Origin of the sequence: Mesorhizobium sp. WSM1293, assembly GCF_000513875.1 — a bacterium.
Classification (GTDB): Bacteria; Pseudomonadota; Alphaproteobacteria; order Rhizobiales; family Rhizobiaceae; genus Mesorhizobium; species Mesorhizobium ciceri.
In genome coordinates, this window is the sequence record NZ_AZUV01000025.1 from 34,648 (window position 1) to 52,393 (window position 17,746).

The 17,746-nt window shown below is 65.4% G+C and carries 18 protein-coding genes; 14 read left to right on the top strand and 4 right to left on the bottom strand.

Going from position 1 to position 17,746, the window contains the following annotated elements:
• Positions 1–178: 178 nt before the first annotated feature.
• The 5 genes from M729_RS0125070 to M729_RS0125090 all read left to right on the top strand — a co-directional run bounded on the left by M729_RS0125070 (position 179) and on the right by M729_RS0125090 (position 6,715).
• A complete protein-coding gene (locus M729_RS0125070; protein WP_027163223.1) occupies positions 179–2,272 on the top strand; it encodes a pseudouridine synthase in 2,094 nt (697 codons plus the stop codon).
• A complete protein-coding gene (gene rsmD, locus M729_RS0125075; RefSeq protein ID WP_024504838.1) occupies positions 2,269–2,823 on the top strand; it encodes a 16S rRNA (guanine(966)-N(2))-methyltransferase RsmD in 555 nt (184 codons plus the stop codon). Before M729_RS0125070 ends, rsmD begins: the two co-directional genes overlap by 4 nt.
• A gap of 135 nt (positions 2,824–2,958) precedes the next feature.
• Positions 2,959–4,347, top strand: coding sequence for a pitrilysin family protein (locus M729_RS0125080; RefSeq protein ID WP_027163224.1), 1,389 nt, complete (start codon positions 2,959–2,961; stop codon positions 4,345–4,347).
• Between the two features lie 74 nt (positions 4,348–4,421).
• Positions 4,422–5,849 (top strand): pitrilysin family protein, encoded by a 1,428-nt coding sequence (locus tag M729_RS0125085; protein WP_084652713.1) that lies wholly within the window; start codon positions 4,422–4,424, stop codon positions 5,847–5,849.
• Positions 5,846–6,715: a patatin-like phospholipase family protein gene (locus M729_RS0125090; protein ID WP_027163226.1), complete on the top strand. Its 870-nt coding sequence runs from the start codon at positions 5,846–5,848 to the stop codon at positions 6,713–6,715. Before M729_RS0125085 ends, M729_RS0125090 begins: the two co-directional genes overlap by 4 nt.
• 39 nt (positions 6,716–6,754) lie before the next feature.
• Here the strand turns inward: M729_RS0125090 and M729_RS0125095 are convergent, their stop codons facing one another.
• Both M729_RS0125095 and efp read right to left on the bottom strand, forming a co-directional pair.
• A complete protein-coding gene (locus tag M729_RS0125095) occupies positions 6,755–7,297 on the bottom strand; it encodes a dihydrofolate reductase family protein (protein WP_027163227.1) in 543 nt (180 codons plus the stop codon).
• Positions 7,298–7,476: 179 nt separating this feature from the next.
• On the bottom strand, positions 7,477–8,046 hold the full coding sequence (gene efp, locus M729_RS0125100; RefSeq protein WP_013532351.1) for an elongation factor P: 570 nt from the start codon (positions 8,044–8,046) through the stop codon (positions 7,477–7,479).
• A 117-nt stretch (positions 8,047–8,163) separates the two neighbouring features.
• On the opposite strand from efp, the gene epmA reads away from it, so the two are divergent.
• A complete protein-coding gene (epmA, locus tag M729_RS0125105; RefSeq protein ID WP_027163228.1) occupies positions 8,164–9,204 on the top strand; it encodes an EF-P lysine aminoacylase EpmA in 1,041 nt (346 codons plus the stop codon).
• Positions 9,205–9,316: 112 nt separating this feature from the next.
• A complete protein-coding gene (locus tag M729_RS0125110; protein ID WP_027163229.1) occupies positions 9,317–10,567 on the top strand; it encodes an FAD-dependent oxidoreductase in 1,251 nt (416 codons plus the stop codon).
• Between the two features lie 23 nt (positions 10,568–10,590).
• On the opposite strand, the gene M729_RS0125115 is transcribed toward M729_RS0125110, so the two are convergent.
• The gene (locus M729_RS0125115; RefSeq protein ID WP_027163230.1) at positions 10,591–11,007 is read right to left on the bottom strand and encodes a VOC family protein; all 417 of its coding nucleotides are present in this window, start codon (positions 11,005–11,007) and stop codon (positions 10,591–10,593) included.
• A 166-nt stretch (positions 11,008–11,173) separates the two neighbouring features.
• Here M729_RS0125115 and M729_RS0125120 point away from each other — a divergent pair, with 166 nt between their 5' ends.
• The 6 genes from M729_RS0125120 (at position 11,174) to lpxK (ending at position 16,793) form a co-directional block, all read left to right on the top strand.
• Positions 11,174–12,517 carry a TldD/PmbA family protein gene (locus tag M729_RS0125120; RefSeq protein WP_013532347.1) on the top strand — a complete coding sequence of 448 codons (1,344 nt, stop codon included), beginning with the start codon at positions 11,174–11,176 and terminating at the stop codon, positions 12,515–12,517.
• The gene (locus tag M729_RS0125125) at positions 12,504–13,307 is read left to right on the top strand and encodes a 3'(2'),5'-bisphosphate nucleotidase CysQ (RefSeq protein ID WP_027163231.1); all 804 of its coding nucleotides are present in this window, start codon (positions 12,504–12,506) and stop codon (positions 13,305–13,307) included. The genes M729_RS0125120 and M729_RS0125125 overlap by 14 nt, the downstream gene beginning before the upstream one ends.
• 103 nt (positions 13,308–13,410) lie before the next feature.
• On the top strand, positions 13,411–13,656 hold the full coding sequence (locus M729_RS0125130; protein ID WP_013532345.1) for a DUF4170 domain-containing protein: 246 nt from the start codon (positions 13,411–13,413) through the stop codon (positions 13,654–13,656).
• A 5-nt stretch (positions 13,657–13,661) separates the two neighbouring features.
• The gene (locus M729_RS0125135) at positions 13,662–14,453 is read left to right on the top strand and encodes a lysophospholipid acyltransferase family protein (protein WP_013532344.1); all 792 of its coding nucleotides are present in this window, start codon (positions 13,662–13,664) and stop codon (positions 14,451–14,453) included.
• On the top strand, positions 14,450–15,766 hold the full coding sequence (waaA, locus tag M729_RS0125140) for a lipid IV(A) 3-deoxy-D-manno-octulosonic acid transferase (RefSeq protein WP_013532343.1): 1,317 nt from the start codon (positions 14,450–14,452) through the stop codon (positions 15,764–15,766). Before M729_RS0125135 ends, waaA begins: the two co-directional genes overlap by 4 nt.
• Before the next feature lies 1 nt (position 15,767).
• Positions 15,768–16,793, top strand: a complete 1,026-nt coding sequence (gene lpxK, locus M729_RS0125145; protein ID WP_027163232.1) for a tetraacyldisaccharide 4'-kinase — start codon at positions 15,768–15,770, stop codon at positions 16,791–16,793.
• Here the strand turns inward: lpxK and M729_RS0125150 are convergent.
• Positions 16,790–17,023, bottom strand: a complete 234-nt coding sequence (locus M729_RS0125150; RefSeq protein ID WP_013532341.1) for a DUF2093 domain-containing protein — start codon at positions 17,021–17,023, stop codon at positions 16,790–16,792. The genes lpxK and M729_RS0125150 overlap by 4 nt on opposite strands.
• Before the next feature lie 125 nt (positions 17,024–17,148).
• Here M729_RS0125150 and M729_RS0125155 point away from each other — a divergent pair, with 125 nt between their 5' ends.
• The gene (locus tag M729_RS0125155; protein ID WP_027163233.1) at positions 17,149–17,736 is read left to right on the top strand and encodes a hypothetical protein; all 588 of its coding nucleotides are present in this window, start codon (positions 17,149–17,151) and stop codon (positions 17,734–17,736) included.
• The last annotated feature ends 10 nt before the right edge of the window (positions 17,737–17,746 follow it).

The window sequence follows — 17,746 nt, forward strand, 5'->3', positions numbered from 1 at the left end:
TTTCCACTCCGATTATCTCCTCGCCACCTGACGGTGATCCTGTTATGGAGCGCATGACCTCGAAAATCGGGACTCGGTTTTCGAAAATGATCATGCGCCACATCAAAAGTGCTACAGCGTTCGTTGCGCGCCCGAAAGGATGCGCCACGCTGTAGCAGCGCAAACGGATAAAGGCCACATGGACGACAACGACAAGAAATTCCGACCCAGGAAGGGTCCGGCCAAGAGTGGGCCGAAAGCCGCGGGACCGCGCAGCCGCGATGGCGCCGCGGGCAAGGGCGGCAAACCGTCCTTTGGCGCCAAGAAACCTTACGCACCGCGTGGCGACCGGCCGATGGCTGCCGATGGCGAGCGGCCGAAGCGCGATTTCAAGGGCGGCGACAAGCCTTTCAGCAAAGGCCCGCGTCCCGAAGGCAAGCCTTTTGAGAAACGCGAGGGGCCGCGCAAGTCTTATGCACCGCGCGGCGATCGTCCAATGGCCGCCGAAGGCGAGCGCAAACCGTATGAAAAGCGCGAGGGCCCACGCAAGCCCTACGCACCGCGCGGCGACCGCCCGGTGGCCGCCGAAGGCGAGCGCAAGCCCTATGAAAAGCGCGAGGGGCCACGCAAGCCCTACGCACCGCGCGGCGACCGCCCGGTGGCCGCCGAAGGCGAGCGCAAGCCCTACGAGAAGCGCGAAGGGCCGCGCAAACCCTACGCACCGCGGGGCGACCGGCCGGCTGGGGCGGCAGCGGGCGGCGAAAAGCGCTTCGACCGTCCCAAGCGCGATTTCAGTGACCGCGCCCCGCGTGACGCCGTCGATCGCCCAAAGCGTGACTTCAGCGATCGCCCGAAGCGGGATTTCAACGATCGGCCGCAAGGCGCGTCAGGCGGCAGCTTCAAGCCACGCCCGCGTCCCGCCGAGGCTGCGGAAGAGGCAGGCGAGCGCATCGCCAAGCGGCTGGCCCGCGCCGGCCTCGCCTCGCGCCGCGATGCCGAGGAGCTGATTGCCGCCGGCCGCGTCAAGGTCAATGGCCGCGCCCTGACTTCACCGGCCTTCAACGTGATGCCTGATGACATCATCCATCTCGACGGTATGGAAATCCCGCCGATCGAGCGCACAAGGCTGTTCCTGTTCCACAAGCCGGCCGGCGTCGTCACCACCAACCGCGATCCCGAGGGCCGCAAGACCGTCTTCGACGTGCTGCCGGCTGAATTGCCGCGGCTGATGACCATCGGCCGGCTCGACATCAACACCGAAGGCCTGCTGCTGCTCACCAATGATGGCGGCCTGTCGCGCGTGCTCGAACTGCCGGCCACCGGCTGGCTGCGCCGCTACCGCGTGCGCGTCCACGGCAAGGTCGAGGAAAGCGCGCTTGCCGGCCTGCGCGAAGGCATCGCCGTCGACGGCGTCTTTTACGGCGCCATCGAAGCGACGCTCGATCGCGAGCAAGGCACCAATGCCTGGCTGACGATCGGCCTGCGCGAGGGCAAGAACCGCGAAGTCAGGAACATCCTGGGTTCGCTCGGCCTCGACGTGACGCGGCTGATCCGTATCTCCTATGGGCCGTTCCAACTCGATGACCTCGCCGAGGGCCATGTGCTGGAGATCAAGGGCAGGGTGTTGCGCGACCAGCTTGGCGAGCGCCTGGTCGAGGAATCCGGCGCCAATTTCGACGCCGATGTCACCAAGCCATTTTCCAACAAGCCGGTGCGGCGCACCGAAGTTCGCGAGCCGGAGCCGGAGCGGCCGAAATTCACCCGCGATGGCGAGCGCCGCCCGATCGGCGAGGGCGGGTTGATCAAGAACCGCAAGCGCCGCGAAGGCAGCCGCGATGAGGCTCTGGGCAAACTGTCGACAAGCCCCGACAGAAACGCGGAGAAGAGTTTTGGCGAACGCGCCCCGCGTCCCGAACGCAGCTTTGGCGACAAGCCGCGCGGCAATTTCGGCGACAAACCGCGCGTTGGCTTCGGCGACAAGCCGCGTGGTGCTTTTGGTGGCAAGCCGGGCGGTGGCAAAAAGTCCGAGCGCGAGCAGCGGCCGATCGAGCCGCCCGGCCAGCGCAAGGCCAATGTCTGGATGGCGCCAGGCGCGCGACCGATCGGCAAGGGCAGGGCCGAAGCTGACGCCGCCAAGGCGGCTGACGCCAAGGCGCGCAAGGCCTCGTTCAAACCGACCTATGGCAAACCGGCCGGTGCAAAGCCGTTCGGCAAGCCGCGCGGCGAACGTCCGGGCGGGGCTGGCGGCGGTGAGCGTCCGCGCAACGGTCCCCGAGGCCCCAAAGCGAGATGAGAATCGTCGGTGGTGAGTTTCGCGGGCGTCCGTTGGCGACGCCGCGCTCGAGCGCCATCCGTCCGACGACCGATCGTACCCGCGAGGCGGTCTTCAACGTGCTGGCGCATCGCTTTGCCGAGCAATTGGACGGCGCACGCGTGCTCGACCTGTTCGCCGGCACCGGCGCGCTGGGGCTCGAAGCGCTGTCGCGCGGTGCCTCCTACGGTGTCTTCATCGAGGAATCGGCGGAAGGCCGTGGCCTGATCCGCGACAATGTCGAGGCCTTCGGGCTGACCGGCCGCACCAAGATCTTCCGCCGCGATGCCACCGGCCTCGGCGAGGCCGGCACGCTGGCGCCGTTCGGCCTTGTCTTCGCCGACCCGCCCTATGGCAAGGGCCTTGGCGAGCGCGCCTTGCAGTCGGCCAAAGCCGGCGGCTGGCTTCGCCCCGGCGCGCTGTGCGTGGTCGAAGAGGCCGCGGTGGCGTCCTTCGAGCCAGGCCCCGGCTTTTCGGTGCTGGACGAACGCAACTATGGCGAGACCGTCATCCGCTTCATCGAGGCGGCCTGATACGCCTCGTATCCTTGGCCGGGCATCCATGGGCCGGCCTCTTTGCCGCCGCCTTTGCCGGCAACATGATCAACAAATCACTTTGCTTGTCGCCAGCACCTTGCCTATCGTCTGTCGACAGAACCGGAGCCGTTGATGACATCCAGGATTGAATGGCTGCGGGGAACGCTGTTGGCGACCTCCTTGGCTTTTGTCATGACCAGCCCAGTGCTGGCCGAGAGCCCCGTCTTGCCCAACACGGTTCCGGCCGAGTTCAAGGTCACGGATTTCCTGCTCGACAACGGCATGGAGGTGGTCGTCATTCCCGACCACCGTGCGCCGATCGTCACCCACATGGTCTGGTACAAGATCGGCAGCGCCGACGAGCCGCCCGGCAAATCCGGCATCGCGCATTTCTTCGAACATCTGATGTTCAAGGCAACGACCAACCATGCGGCCGGCGAGTTCGACCGCGCCGTCTCCGATATCGGCGGATCCAACAACGCCTTCACCTCCTATGACTACACCGCTTTCCACGAGACGGTGGCGCCGTCGGCGCTCGAGCTGATGATGAGCTTCGAGGCTGACCGCATGCGCAACCTCATCCTCACCGACGATGTCATCAAGACCGAGCGCGACGTCATCCTCGAGGAGCGCCGCTCGCGTATCGACAACAGCCCCGAGGCTGTGCTGGACGAGGAGGTCGATGCGACGCTGTGGCAGAACCAGCCCTATCGCATTCCGGTCATCGGCTGGATGCAGGAGATGCAGCAGCTGAACCGCGTCGACGCCACCGCCTTCTACGACAAATACTACCGGCCCAATAACGCCGTGCTGATCGTCGCCGGCGATGTCGAACCGGACACGGTGCGGGCGCTGGCCGAAAAGACCTATGGCAAGGTGGCGCGCGGCCCCGATCTGCCGCCCCGCATCCGCCCGGTCGAGCCGGAGCAGAACACCAAGCGCACGGTCACGCTCTCCGACGCGCGCGTCAGCGTGCCGAGCTTTTCCACGCAATGGGTGGTGCCGTCCTATCATTCGGGAAAGCCGGGCGAGGCGGAAGCGCTCGACCTCTTGGCGGAGATCCTCGGCGGCGGCAATCGCAGCCGGCTGTACCAGGCGCTCGTCGTCCAGCAAGGTATCGCATCCAGCGCCGGCGCCTTTTTCCAGGGCACCATGCTCGACGACACCAACTTCACCGTCTACGGCGCGCCGCGCGGCGATGCCAGGATTTCCGACGTCGAAACGGCGGTCGATGCGGAGGTGGTGCGCATCGTCCGGGATGGCGTGACGCCATCGGAACTGGAAAAGGCCAAGGACCGCTATGTCAGGTCGATGATCTTTGCCCGCGACAAGCAGGATTCCATGGCCAACATCTACGGTTCGACGCTGGCCACCGGCGGCAATGTGCAGGACGTCCAGCAATGGACGGACCGCATCCGCAAGGTCACCGCAGACGAGGTCAAGGCGGTCGCCGCGCGCTATCTGGTGCTCGCCCGGTCGACGACCGGCTATCTCTTGCCGCAGCAACAGGCGGGGAATTGATGATGACGAACCAGCACCGCCGCTCTCTCCCTTCTCCCCTTGTGGGAGAAGGTGGCCGAGCGAAGCGAGGTCGGATGAGGGGTGTTCCAGCTTGGCGCCGACGGCGCTCCGTCACCCACCCCTCAACCGTCTCGGCGCTGCGCGCCGATCCACCTTCTCCCACAAGGGGAGAAGGAAGGGCGCTCGCCGCACTCACCACCCTTTTCCTCTCCATCCTCTTCCTCATCCTGCCGGCGCTCACCGCGCGGGCCATGGAGATCCAGTCCGTCACCTCGCCAAAGGGCATCACCGCCTGGTTGGTCGAGGATTATTCCGTGCCGGTCGTCGCCATCCGCTTCGTCTTTGGCGGCGGCTCGACGCAGGATCCTGTCGGCAAGGAAGGACTGGCCAATCTGATGACCGGCCTGTTCGACGAAGGCGCCGGCCCGCTCGATAGTGAAGACTTCCAGATCAAGCTCGACGATGCCGGCGCCGAGATGAGCTTCGACGAGAGCCGCGACGGCATCTACGGCTCGATGCGCATGCTGGCCGAGCAGCGCGACCAGGCCTTCGACCTGCTGCGGCTGGCGGTCAACGAGCCGCGCTTCGACCAGTTGCCGATCGACCGCATCCGTTCCCAGATCCTGTCCGGCATCATCGCCGGCGAAAACGACCCGGACACGGTGGCGCAGAACAAATGGGCGCGCGCCCTCTATGGCGACCATCCCTATTCCCGCTCCGATCAGGGCACCAAGGAAAGCATCGCCGCCATCACGTCCGATGATCTGAAAGGCCTGCACAAAGCGGTGTTCGCGCGCGGCGGTCTGCATGTCGCCGTGGTCGGCGCCATCGACGCGGAGACGCTGAAGAAGAAGCTCGACATGGTGTTCGGCGACCTGCCGCAGAACCAGGCGCTGAGGCCTGTGGCCGATATCGACCCGAAGCTGGCGCAGCATATCGAGGTCGACTACGACCTGCCGCAGACCTCCCTGCAGCTCGCCTTTCCCGGCGTGAAGCGCAAGGCGGCGGATTTCTTCCCCGCCGTGCTGATGAACGAGATCCTCGGCGGCGGCACCTTCACCTCGCGCCTGTTCCAGGAAGTGCGCGAAAAGCGCGGACTGGCCTACAGCGTCAACTCCTCGCTGATCAACCAGGACCACGCCAGCGCGTTGATCGTCAGCACCGGCACCCGGTCCGACCGTGCGGCCGAGACGCTGGGCATCGTCCGCGATGTCGTCAAGCAATTGGCCGAGCAAGGCCCGACCGAAGCGGAACTGGCGGCGACCAAGAAATACATGATCGGCGCCTACGCCATCAACAATCTGGACTCGTCCAGCGCCATCGCCTCGACATTGGTCGAGTTGCAGCTCGACGATCTCGGCATCGACTACATGCAGCGCCGCGCCGGCTACATCAACGCGGTGACGCTCGAACAGGTCAAGGCGGCGGCGAAAAAGCTGCTGACCACCGAGCCGACCATCATGATCATCGGCCCGAAACTGGCCGGAGCCGGCAAGGGATGAGCCCCACCTTCGGCATCGCCTTCGGCGGCGGCGGCGCGCGCGGGCTGGCGCATATCCATGTCATAGAGGCGCTGGACGAGCTCGGCATCAAGCCGGTGGCGATTGCCGGCTCGTCGATCGGCGCCATCATGGGCGCCGGCATGGCATCAGGCATGGCCGGCAAGGACATCCACGACTATGCCCGCTCTATCCTCGGCCGCCGCGCCGAGGTGGCCAGCCGCATGTGGCGGGCGCGGCCGGGCACGATAGCCGAAGCCATGCAGAACGGCATCCGCGTCAGCCAGTTCAATGTCGAGCGCATCCTGAAAGCCTTTCTGCCCGAGGCCATCCCCGAAACCTTTGCCGAGCTGAAAATCCCGCTGAAGGTGACGGCGACCGACTATTTCGGTCACAAGCTGGCCGTCTTCGAAGACGGCGACCTGCACTCCGCGCTGGCGGCGTCAGCGGCCATCCCTGCCGTGTTCCGTCCGGTGATGCGAGACGGCAGGCTGCTGATCGACGGCGGCATCTACAACCCCGTGCCGTTCGACCTGATCGAGAACGACGCCGACATCATCATCGGCGTCGACGTCGTCGGCGCGCCGGAAGAGGCCGACCGCAAACAGCCGACCTCCGTCGACCTGATGTTCGGCGCCACGCAATTGATGATGCAGTCGATCATCGCCAACAAGCTGAAGCAATGCCGCCCCGACATCCTGGTCCGCCCGGCAGTCTCGAGATACCGCGTCCTCGATTTCCTGAAGATCGACGCCTTGATGAACGAGACGGTGGATATCAAGGACGAGCTGAAGCGGCAGGTGGAGAAGGTGGTTGAGGCGAGGAATAGCGCCGCCATCAAGGGGAGACGGGGCAAGCAGGTCGGGTGAGGATGCATCTCCCCATTCGATCTGAAAGGCTCCAACCGATTACGACTTAGCCGCCACCGGCGCATACTCCAGCGCCACAACGCCGTTGCTGAACGGCGTCGCAGAAATCAATTCCAGCGACACCGGTTCGCCGCCTGGGAACAGCGGCTTGCCCCGGCCGACGGTGCCTGGATAACTGAGCAGCCTGACGCGATCGACCAGGCCGTGGCGCAGCAATTCCTGCGCGACGCTGAGGCTGCCATGCACATAGATGTTGCCGCCGCTGCCTTGCTTCAGGATCCTGACCGCTTCCGGCAGCGGCCCCTTCAGCAATTCGGCCGGCTTCCAGTCGAGCGCCTTCAGGCTGTTCGACGCGACATATTTCGGCAGCGCGTTGAACCGTTCGGCAAAATCTCCGGTTTCCGTCGGCCAGGAGCCGGCAAAGATCTCATAGGTCGTGCGCCCCAAAAGCATGGCGCCGCTATCGGCAAGCTCGTCCTCCTTGAACCTGTTCATCTCGTCATTCCAGGTCACGCTTGGCAGCTTCTCGACCTCGGCAATGCCATCGACGCTGATGAATTCGGTGACGATAAGTTTTCGCATGGCGTTCTCCTTCTTCGCTCAAAGGACGGACCGCGCAGGGTCATTGCGACACGCTTCGTGAAAAATATCACTGTGCGGGCGGAGGCGCCGCGTTCAAGGGGAGACAGCGGAAGAGGACAAGGGTGAGCCCTGGTGAAACGCAGGGCTGGCCGGTAAACCCGTAACCCCACCGCTCGTCTTCAGTCCTTCGCCCGCTCCACATAAGCCCCATCAGCCGTCATCACCACCACGCGGGTGCCCGGCGCGATGTGGGGGGGCACCAGGGTGCGTACGCCGTTGGACAGCACGGCCGGCTTGTAGGACGACGAGGCCGTCTGTCCCTTGGTCGTCGGCTCGGTTTCCACCACTTCGAAGGTGGCGCGCTGCGGCAGCACCAGGGAGATTGCAATGCCGTTGAACTGCGACACCTGCACGGCCATGCCTTCCAGCAGGTAAGGCGCCATGTCGCCGACCACGGCTTCCGACACCGCCACCTGGTCGTAGGTTTCCGGGTTCATGAAGTGAAAGCCTTCGCCGTCGCGGTAGAGGAAGGTGTGCTCGCGCTCTTCGACATAGGCGCGCTCGACCTGCTCGGTGGTGCGGTAGCGTTCCGAAACCTTCACCCCGTCGCCGATGCGGCGCATGTCGAGCTGCGTTACCGGCGTGCCCTTGCCTGGGTGGATGTTTTCGGCAAAGAGGATCACATAAAGCTTGCCGTCCTTGTCGACGACATTGCCTTTGCGGAGCGAACTGGCGATGACTTTCACCACGGTTTTAAATCCTGCAAGAAGAGTTGACTGGCGTTTGCCGGCTAGTGCGGCGCTGGATGGGGGCCTACCGCATCTTGGCCGCCGCCGCCAGCCCCCTTCCACCATGTTCCGAGCCGCATGACCGAAGCTTCGCCCTGGTGGACGCCTGACGTTCACGCCGACCGCCGCCCGCGGCTGATGCTGCGCAATGGCATCGCCGCCGGCCTGCGCGACTGGTTCGCCGCCCATGATTTCGTCGAGGTGCAAACGGCGGCGCTGCAGGTCTCGCCCGGCAATGAGGCGCATCTGGCGGCTTTCGCCACGGAAGCGGTCGGGCCGGACGGTGCAAGGGCGCCACTCTATCTCCACACCTCGCCGGAATTCGCCTGCAAGAAGCTGCTCGCCGCCGGTGAAACCCGGATTTTCAGCTTCGGTCCGGTCTATCGCAACCGCGAGCGCGGCCCCTTGCATCATCCCGAATTCACCATGCTCGAATGGTACAGGGTGGGCGAGGCCTATGAGAGCCTGATGCTGGATTCTGCGGCCTTTCTGGCGCTGGCCGCGACAAGGACAGGGGCGACTCTTTTCTCTTTCCGGGGCCGCGACTGCGATCCGTTTGCCGAGCCGGAACGACTGACGGTGGCGGACGCTTTCACCCGCTATTCCGGCATCGACCTGCTGGCCACGGTCGCCGCCGACGGCAGCACCGACCGCGACGCGCTGCACGCCGCCTTGACCCATGCCGGCCTGCGCACCGCGCCCGACGACAGCTGGGCCGATCTGTTCAGCCGGGTGATGGTGGAAAAGGTCGAGCCATTCCTCGGGCAGGGGCGCGCGACCATCCTGTGCGAATATCCCGTCGCCGAGGCGGCACTGGCGCGGCCGAGCCAGCGCGACCCGCGCGTCGCCGAGCGTTTCGAGCTCTATTGCTGCGGCGTCGAACTCGCCAACGGCTTTGGCGAACTGACCGACGCCGACGAGCAGCGCCGGCGCTTTGTTATCGAGATGGACGAGAAGCAGCGCATCTATGGCGAGCGCTATCCGCTGGACGAGGATTTTCTCTCAGCCCTTGCCATCATGCCGCCGGCCAGCGGCATCGCGCTCGGCTTCGACCGGCTGGCGATGCTGGCGACCGGCGCGCAAAAAATCGAGGACGTGATCTGGACGCCTGTCGCCTGAGGGCGGAAAGATCTGGCCTATTCGATTCCAGGGATCAAGACTGGACCGTGACCCCGAACCAAGAGACCACATGATCGGTACTGGATTTCAAGGTCAATCGGGAAGATCTACAGTGGCTGCTTCTGAAACGGTCGAAATCGCCATTGTCGGCGCCGGAGTTGTCGGGCTGGCGACGGCACTTCGCCTTGTCGCGGACGGCCGCGAAGTCCTGCTCATCGATCCGAACGAGCCGGGCTCAGGCGCGTCGTTCGGCAATGCCGGAACGATCGCCGAATATGCCTGCATACCGGTCGGCACTCCTGCGGTGCTGCGGGCATTGCCAAAGCTGCTGCTTGATCCCGACAGCCCGTTTTCGCTGCGCTGGCCGGCGCTGCTGCAGCTGGCGCCATGGCTCGTCCGGTTCATGCGGCAATCGCTGCCGGCGGCCACCGGGGCCAATGCGCTGGCGCTCGCCGGACTGCTGGCCGACGCCCTCCCGGCCTGGGAAGACATGGCCGGGGAAGCCGGGCTGGAGGACCAGCTGCGCCGCAATGGCTGTCTTTACCTCTATCGCCGCTTGAGCGATTTTGCCGCTGGCGCCGGCGGCCGGGCAATGCGCGCTGGGTTTGGCATCCACCAAGAGGTGCTGACTCCCGAAGAGGTGGCGGCGCTTGAGCCGGGCCTGCCGGCGACAGCAGCGCATGGCGTGTATTTTCCCGACTCGATCAATGTCACCGATCCGGCAATGGTGATGCGGCGGTTGCTGGGCGCGGTGAGTGCCCGTGGTGCATCGGTGAAGCAGGCAGAGATCACCGGGCTGCAGGTCGAGGCTGACGGTGTCCAGCTCAGCGGACCCGGCGTTCGCATCAAGGCTGGCACGGTGGTGATCGCCGCCGGTGCACGGTCGCGCGCACTGGCCGCGCAGGCCGGCGACAGGATTCCGCTCGAGACCGAGCGCGGCTATCATCTGGAATTCCAGACCGACGCGCCGCTGCTCAACCGACCTGTCTGTCCCGTCGATCTTGGTTTCTACCTGACGCCGATGGCTGGCCGCTTGCGGGTCGCCGGCACCGTCGAACTCGGCGGCCTGGTCGCGCCGCCAAATCCGCGCCGGCTGGCGCTGCTTGACCGTGGCGCCAGGCAAATTTTTCCCAGGCTCGGCTCGCCTGCCTCGCAATGGCTCGGCTTCCGGCCGTCCCTGCCGGATTCCAGGCCGGTCATCGGCGCTTCGCGCGGCAGCTCCCGCGTAATTCATGCTTTCGGGCACGGTCATCTCGGCCTGACGCTGGCTCCGATCACCGCGCGGCTGGTCGCCGACTTGATCGGCGGACGCGGCGATCCGGCTCGGCTCGCACCTTTCGCGGCGGGCCGTTTCGGCCGTTGATCGATGGATGCCCTCGATCTGAGCTAGTGCGCGAAAACCTGCTCCAGCGAGCGAAAGCCCTTGAATTCCAAGGCATTGCCCGAGGGGTCGCGGATGAACAGCGTTGCCTGTTCGCCGGGCTCGCCCTTGAAGCGGACCATCGGCCGTTCCAGCCAGTCGATGTCGTCGCGCGCCTCCAGCCGTGTCGCCAGGCGCTGCCAGTCGTCCATCAAGAGCACCGCGCCGAAATGCGGGATCGGCACGACAATGCCGTCGACCTTGCCGTCGCTGGAGGCCTGTGCGGCCTGCAGCCGCAGATGCGCCGACATCTGGTGACCGTAGAGGTCGAAGTCGACCCAGGTCGCTGACGAGCGGCCGATCGCGCAGCCCAGCACCTCGCCATAGAAAACGCGGGTTTCATCGAGATCACGGACCGGGAAGGCGAGATGGAAAGGCGTCATCGAAGTGCTCCGTGCAGGCTGCGAACCGATTTTGCGTCACAGGGTTCGCGGTTTGAACCGTCCGCCCCGCATTTTGATTGAAGCCTATGCCATTGCACAAGCCGGACCGGAACAATAGATGGGTGGGCAACGGCCGCACACCGGCCGCACCAGCAGGATTTCAGGCATGACCGACATATCAGACGCAGCAAAATTGACCGACCGCGTTGCGGCCCTGGTCGAGGCTGCCAAAAAGGCCGGCGCCGATGCCGCCGACGCGGTGGCCGTGCGCGGCCGCTCGACCGGTGTGTCGGTGCGTCTCGGCAAGGTCGAGGCTACCGAAGCTTCCGAAAGCGAGGATGTGGCGCTGCGCGTTTTCGTCGGCGGCCGGGTGGCGAGTGTCTCGGCGACGGCGGCGTCCGACCCGAAAACACTGGCCGAGCGCGCCGTGGCGATGGCGAAAGTGTCGCCGCAGGATCCCTATCAAGGGCTGGCCGATCCGGCATTGCTCGCCAAACAGACGCGCGATCTCGACCTGTTCGACGCCACCGAAGTGTCGGCAGACCAGTTGAAGGAAGCCGCATTGGCGGCGGAAGCGGCAGCGCTTGCCGTCAAGGGCGTGACCAATTCGGCCGGCGCCAGCGCCGGTGCCGGGCTGGGCGGCCTGGTGCTGGCCACCTCGCACGGCTTCCTCGGCCACTATGTCGGCTCGCGTTTTTCGCGCTCGGCCAGCGTTATCGCCGGCGAGGGCACCGGCATGGAGCGCGACTATGAATTCTCCTCGCGCCAGCATTTCGCAGATCTCGATGCGCCCGAGGACATCGGCCGCAAGGCCGGCGAGCGCGCCGTGCGCCGCATCGGCGCGCGCAAGGCGGCGACCGGGCCGGTCGACGTGGTGTTCGACCCACGCGTCGCGCGCGGCATCGCCGGCCATCTCGCCGGCGCCATCAACGGCGCCTCGGTCGCGCGCAAGACCTCGTTCCTGCGCGACATGATGGGCAAGCAGGTGGCCGCCTCCGCCATCACCGTCACCGACGAGCCGCTCCGGCGGCGTGGCCAGGCCTCGCGTCCGTTCGACGGCGAAGGCGTCGAGGGCGAAAAGCTGTTGATGGTCGAGAAGGGCGTGCTCAACCACTGGTTCCTGTCGACCTCGGCTGCAAGGGAGCTGGGCCTCGTCACCAACGGCCGCGGCGCACGCAGCGGCTCCTCCGTGACGCCATCCTCCACCAATCTCGCCATCGAACCCGGCGAGCGGTCGCCGGAAGAGCTGATCAAATCGCTCAAGACCGGCTTCTACGTCACCGAGGTGTTCGGCCAGGGCGTCGACATGGTCACCGGCGAATACAGCCGCGGCGCTTCCGGTTTTTGGATCGAGAATGGCGAACTGGCCTATCCCGTCGCCGAGGTCACCATCGCCTCGAACCTGAAGACGATGTTCCTCAACATGGTGCCGGCCGATGACCTCGACCGCAATTTCGGCACCGCGGCGCCGACGCTCCTGATCGAAGGCATGACCCTTGCCGGAGCATGACCTGAACACTGCCGGAGCCACCGAAGACTTGCCGCTGCTGCGCGATGCCGCCCGCGAGGCGGGGGTGATCGCCATGCGCTACTTCGGCAACAGCCCGCAAGTCTGGATGAAGGGCGGCACATCACCGGTCAGCGAGGCCGACCACGCGGCCGACGCCTATCTGCGCGAAACATTGCTGGCGGCGCGGCCGGATTATGGCTGGCTGTCGGAAGAGACAGTTGACGATCCGGTCCGGCTTTCGGCACGCCGCACCTTCGTCGTCGACCCGATCGACGGCACGCGCGGTTTCCTGGAAGGCCAGCGCACCTGGTGCGTCAGCGTCGCCGTCGTCGAGCATGGCCGCACGCTGGCCGGCGTGCTGGAATGCCCGGCGATGGAGGAGACCTATTGGGCGCTGCCCGGCCAGGGTTCTTTCCGCAACGGCAAGCGCATTGCGGTTCGCAAGCTGGCGGAAACGGCCGAGATTTCCGGGCTGAAGCAGTTGACCGACCTGATGCCTGCCGAATGGCAGGCGCGGCTGAAGCGGGCGCCTTACAGCCCTTCGCTCGCCTATCGGCTGGCCATGATCGCCAATGGCGCGCTGGACGCCACTTTCGTCAAGCCGAACGCGCATGACTGGGACATTGCAGCGGCCGACCTCATCCTGCGCGAGGCCGGCGGCCAGCTGCTCGACCAGCATGGCCGCGCTCCACTTTATGCCGGCGAGGTGACTCGTCACGGCGCCCTTGCTGCCGGCAGCGGTGAATTGCTGGCCGTGCTCGCCGGCGTCATCGCCGGTCTGGACACGTGAAAGCGTTTTCCTCGGCGAGATGAATTCATCTCGCCCTAAAGGTTCCAAAGTCGGCGGCTTTGGTCTAGACCTGTGACAAACTCACGATATGTGAAGGACCGACATGGCCGCGGAAGACGGAAAGAAACAGCTTTTGCATCTGGTGTTCGGTGGCGAACTGAAGAAGCTTGGCGGCACCGAATTCCGCGATCTCGACGGGCTCGACATCGTCGGCATCTATCCCGACTATCAATCCGCGCACACGGCGTGGAAAGCCAAGGCGCAAGCCAGCGTGGACAACGCTCACATGCGTTACTTCGTCGTTCATCTGCACCGGCTGCTGGACCCCGACAACAAGGCTGCCGGTTGACTTCGATGGAGCATGACCTGGCGAAAGGGCCAGCAAGCGATGCCGCGCCCACGGGCAGGGGACGCAGCCGCACGACCAAGGCCTTCTGGCGCAAGATTCGCCAACCGCTTGCGCAGTCGCGATTCGTCAAGAACGCCATCGCCAGCCTGTTCGCCCAGTTCGTCCGCTTCGTGCGCCTCACCAATCGCGTCGTCGAGGGATCGGCACGGTTTTCGGGCGGTGCCTATACCGAGTTCGAGCCTGGCATCATCGCCTTGTGGCACGGCCAGCATCTGCTGACGCCTGCCTATTATCCCAAGCGCAAGCCGCTGGTCGCCATGGTTTCGCGCAGCGCCGATGCCGAGCTCAACGCCTTGATGCTGGAAAAATTCGGCATCGAGGCGGTGCGCGGCTCGGGCGGGCGGGAAAATGCCAGGCACCTCGACAAGGGTGGGGCAAAAGCGCTTATCGCCCTGAAAAAGTCGCTCGCCGTCGGCAAGAACGTCGCCATGATCGCAGATATTCCGCACGGCACGCCGCGAGACGCAGGACTTGGTATCGTTCTCCTGGCTCGCCTCTCGGGCCGGCCGCTTGTGCCCGTCGCCATCACCACCAGCCGCCGCAAGGTGCTGGAGAAGAGCTGGGACAAGACCACCATCAACCTGCCGTTCGGCCGTTCGTCGATCGTCATCGGCCAGCCGATTTTCGTGGCGGCCGGCGCCGATGACGCCGAAATGGAGCGCAAGCGCCAGGAAGTGACGACAGCGCTCAATGCCGCGACCGCCGAGGCTTACCGTCTCGTGGATGCTCCGCGATGAGCGGCCGCTGGGCACGGGCCATGCTGTCGGCTTACCGATTCGCGGGTGCGGCAGCCTATCCGCTGGTCGGGCCCTACGTTGCCTGGCGCACCTCGCGCGGCAAGGAAGACCGCTACCGCCGCCGCGAGCGCTATGGCGTCGCCGGCCGCGCGCGCCCCGACGGGCCGGTGATCTGGATTCATGCCGCGAGCGTCGGCGAGACCATAGCCGTCGTGCCGCTGGTCGAAAGCATTCTCGACTATGGCGTCAACATCGTGCTGACGACCGGCACGGTGACCTCTGCGCAGGTCGCCGACGAGCGGCTCGGTGACCGCATCATCCATCAATATGTACCGCTCGACCTCAAGCCGGCGGTCAGCCGGTTCCTCGATCACTGGCAGCCGGATCTGGCAATCATCGCCGAATCCGAGATCTGGCCGATGACCATCCTCGAGCTTGGCGCGCGACGCGTGCCGCAGGTGCTGGTCAATGGCAGGCTGTCCGACCGCTCGTTCAAATCGTGGAAGAAACGCGCCAACATCGCCGAGGCGCTGTTCGAGAACCTGGCTCACGTCGTGGCGCAGTCGGATGTCGATGGCGAGCGGTTTCTCGCGCTCGGCGCGCGGCCGGTGACGGTGTCGGGCAACCTCAAGGTGGACACGTCGCCGCCTCCGGTCGACGAACGGGCGCTGGCGACACTGCGGCGGCAGATAGGCACGCGCCCGACCTGGGCGGCGATCTCGACCCATGACGGCGAGGAAGTGGTCGCGGCTGAAGTCCACGCGACGCTGCACAAGCGCCACCATGGTCTTCTGACCATCGTCGTTCCGCGTCATCCCGATCGCGCCGAGGCGCTTGCGGCGCAGATTTCCGGCATGGGCCTGAAGGTCGCGCGGCGCAGCAAGGGCGACAGGATCACGGCCGACACCGACATATTGCTTGGCGACACGATCGGCGAGATGGGGCTCTATCTCCGGCTGACGGAAATAGCCTTCGTCGGCCGCTCGCTGACCTCCGAGGGTGGCCAGAACCCGCTGGAGCCGGCCATGCTCGACACGGCGGTTCTCGCCGGGCGCAATGTGCAGAATTTTCGCGAGGCCTACCAGCGTCTCCTCGACAGCGGCGGCGCCAAGCTGGTGCGCGATCGCGACATGCTGGCCGGCGCCGTCAATTTCCTCCTGACCAACGAAGTGGCGCGCCACGAGATGATGGCGGCAGGCATTGCGACCGTCGACGAGATGCGCGGTGCGCTGGCGCGTACGCTGAAATCGCTTGAGCCCTACATCCAGCCGCTGGTCGTCAAGTCGCGCCTGAAGGGCGCGAACGGGCGCTAGCGTGGCCTCGGAAGCACCACCATTCTGGTGGGAAGAGCCGGACTGGCGGGTCCTGGCACTGTCGCCGCTGTCGGCCATCTATGCGGCTGCCGCCGGCCGCGGCATGCGGCGGGCCAAGCGTGAGAAGATCGAAGCGCCTGTTCTGTGCATCGGCAATTTCACGGTTGGCGGCACCGGCAAGACACCGGTGGCCATCGCGCTCGCCAAGCAGGCCAAGCGCATGCATCTGAAACCAGGCTTCCTGTCGCGCGGCCATGGCGGCTCCTTCGCCGAGCCGCACGTGGTCGATATCGACCACGACAGCGCCCGGCATGTCGGCGACGAACCGCTGCTGCTCGCCGAACACGCGCCGGTGGCGGTGACGCCGAACCGCGCCGCCGGCGCCCGGCTGCTGCTGGAACGGAATGGCTGCGATTTCCTGATCATGGACGATGGCTTCCAGAGCGCCCGCATCCACATCGACTATGCGCTGGTCGTGGTCGATGCGCGCTACGGGATCGGCAACGGCCGCGTCATTCCGGGGGGGCCGCTCAGGGCCAAAATCGTCGACCAGCTGGTTTTCACCAGCGGGTTGTTGAAAATGGGCGAGGGCACTGCCGCCGACAGCGTGGTCCGCCAGGCGGCACGCGCCGGCCGGGCGATCTTCGAGGCCCATACAGAGCCAAGCGGCAAGGCAGGGCTTGCCGGCAAGCGGTTCCTCGCCTTCGCCGGTATAGGCCATCCCGAGAAATTCTTCGACACGGTGCACGAGGCCGGCGGCGAGCTGGCGTTGACGCGGCCGTTTCCGGACCATCATTTCTATGCCGAGGACGAACTTGCCGAGCTGGCGGCGACCGCACGCACTGAGGGGCTGGTGCTCATCACCACCGCCAAGGACGCCGCCCGGCTGCGCCACGGCGCCTCACAGGACTTTCTCGACCGGCTCGAGGTGCTGGAGATCGACACGGTCTTCGAACTCGATCACGTTCCCGAGCGCATCATCGACGAGACGCTCGATGCCTGGCGCCAGCGCAAGCTGAAGGGTTAACTGCGCTTACGCAGCTCCGGATGCATCTCGATTTCACGGCGCAGCGAGGCGGTGGCGCTGATATAGGGCTCTTGCCTTGCGACGCTCCAGTACTTCAACTCGTCGAGCGGAATGCTTTCGCCTGTCACCGCGCAGCGCACGAACGCGCCGGGGCTGGTAACCTGGAAGTCGCCATCCAGGTAGCGGATGCGGGCTTCCTTGCCGCCGGGGCCTTCGAAACGGTTCATCATGCGGGGACGCCAGGGTTCATGAGGATTTCATCGCCATAAATTCCCGGCGAGGTCAAGCATGAGACAAGCCTGAGACAATGCTGAACGCTTATTGTGAAGCGGAAAAATGTCGTTGGTGGGCCGCAATGGACGTTTCCTCCACTCGTCTTCCCGCCCTGCTTAGGGAAGTGATGACGCCGCAAGCTGTGCCCTCGGGGCAGGCTGATCCAGTGATGACGGCACTGGTCAAGGCGCTGGTCCAACCGCCGGCGCCGTCTCTGCTCGCGCAGCAGACAGCGCCGGCGCTGTTGATTTTGCCGGCGGCGCCGATGGCCGTCAAATCGCAGCAGATCGCATCCGCTGGCATCGTCGAGGCCTATCTTGCCCAGCTTGAGACGGGCGAAGAGGCGGCATTGGCAACAGTCGTGGCGAGAAAGGCAAAACCCGAAGCCGAAACGCTGCGAGCCTTCTTGCCGCCTTCGACAACCGCCAATGACAATGCCTCCGCCAGGGTTGCGGGGCTGTCATTGCTTTCGCTTATCCCGCCGCAGGCTCCAATCCCGCGCAACGCTGCCGCCCTGGGTACGCCGGCGGGCAGGTACAGGCCGGCCAATCAATCCCATGGTGCGGTGCCGAACCCTGAGCAGTTGCTGGTGAAAATTGGCTTTGTTTCGATAATGGCCGGTTTGCTGGGAGCGGTGATCCTTGGGTTCGTTTTGTTGTTGCTTCGCTGAGCTTCGAATC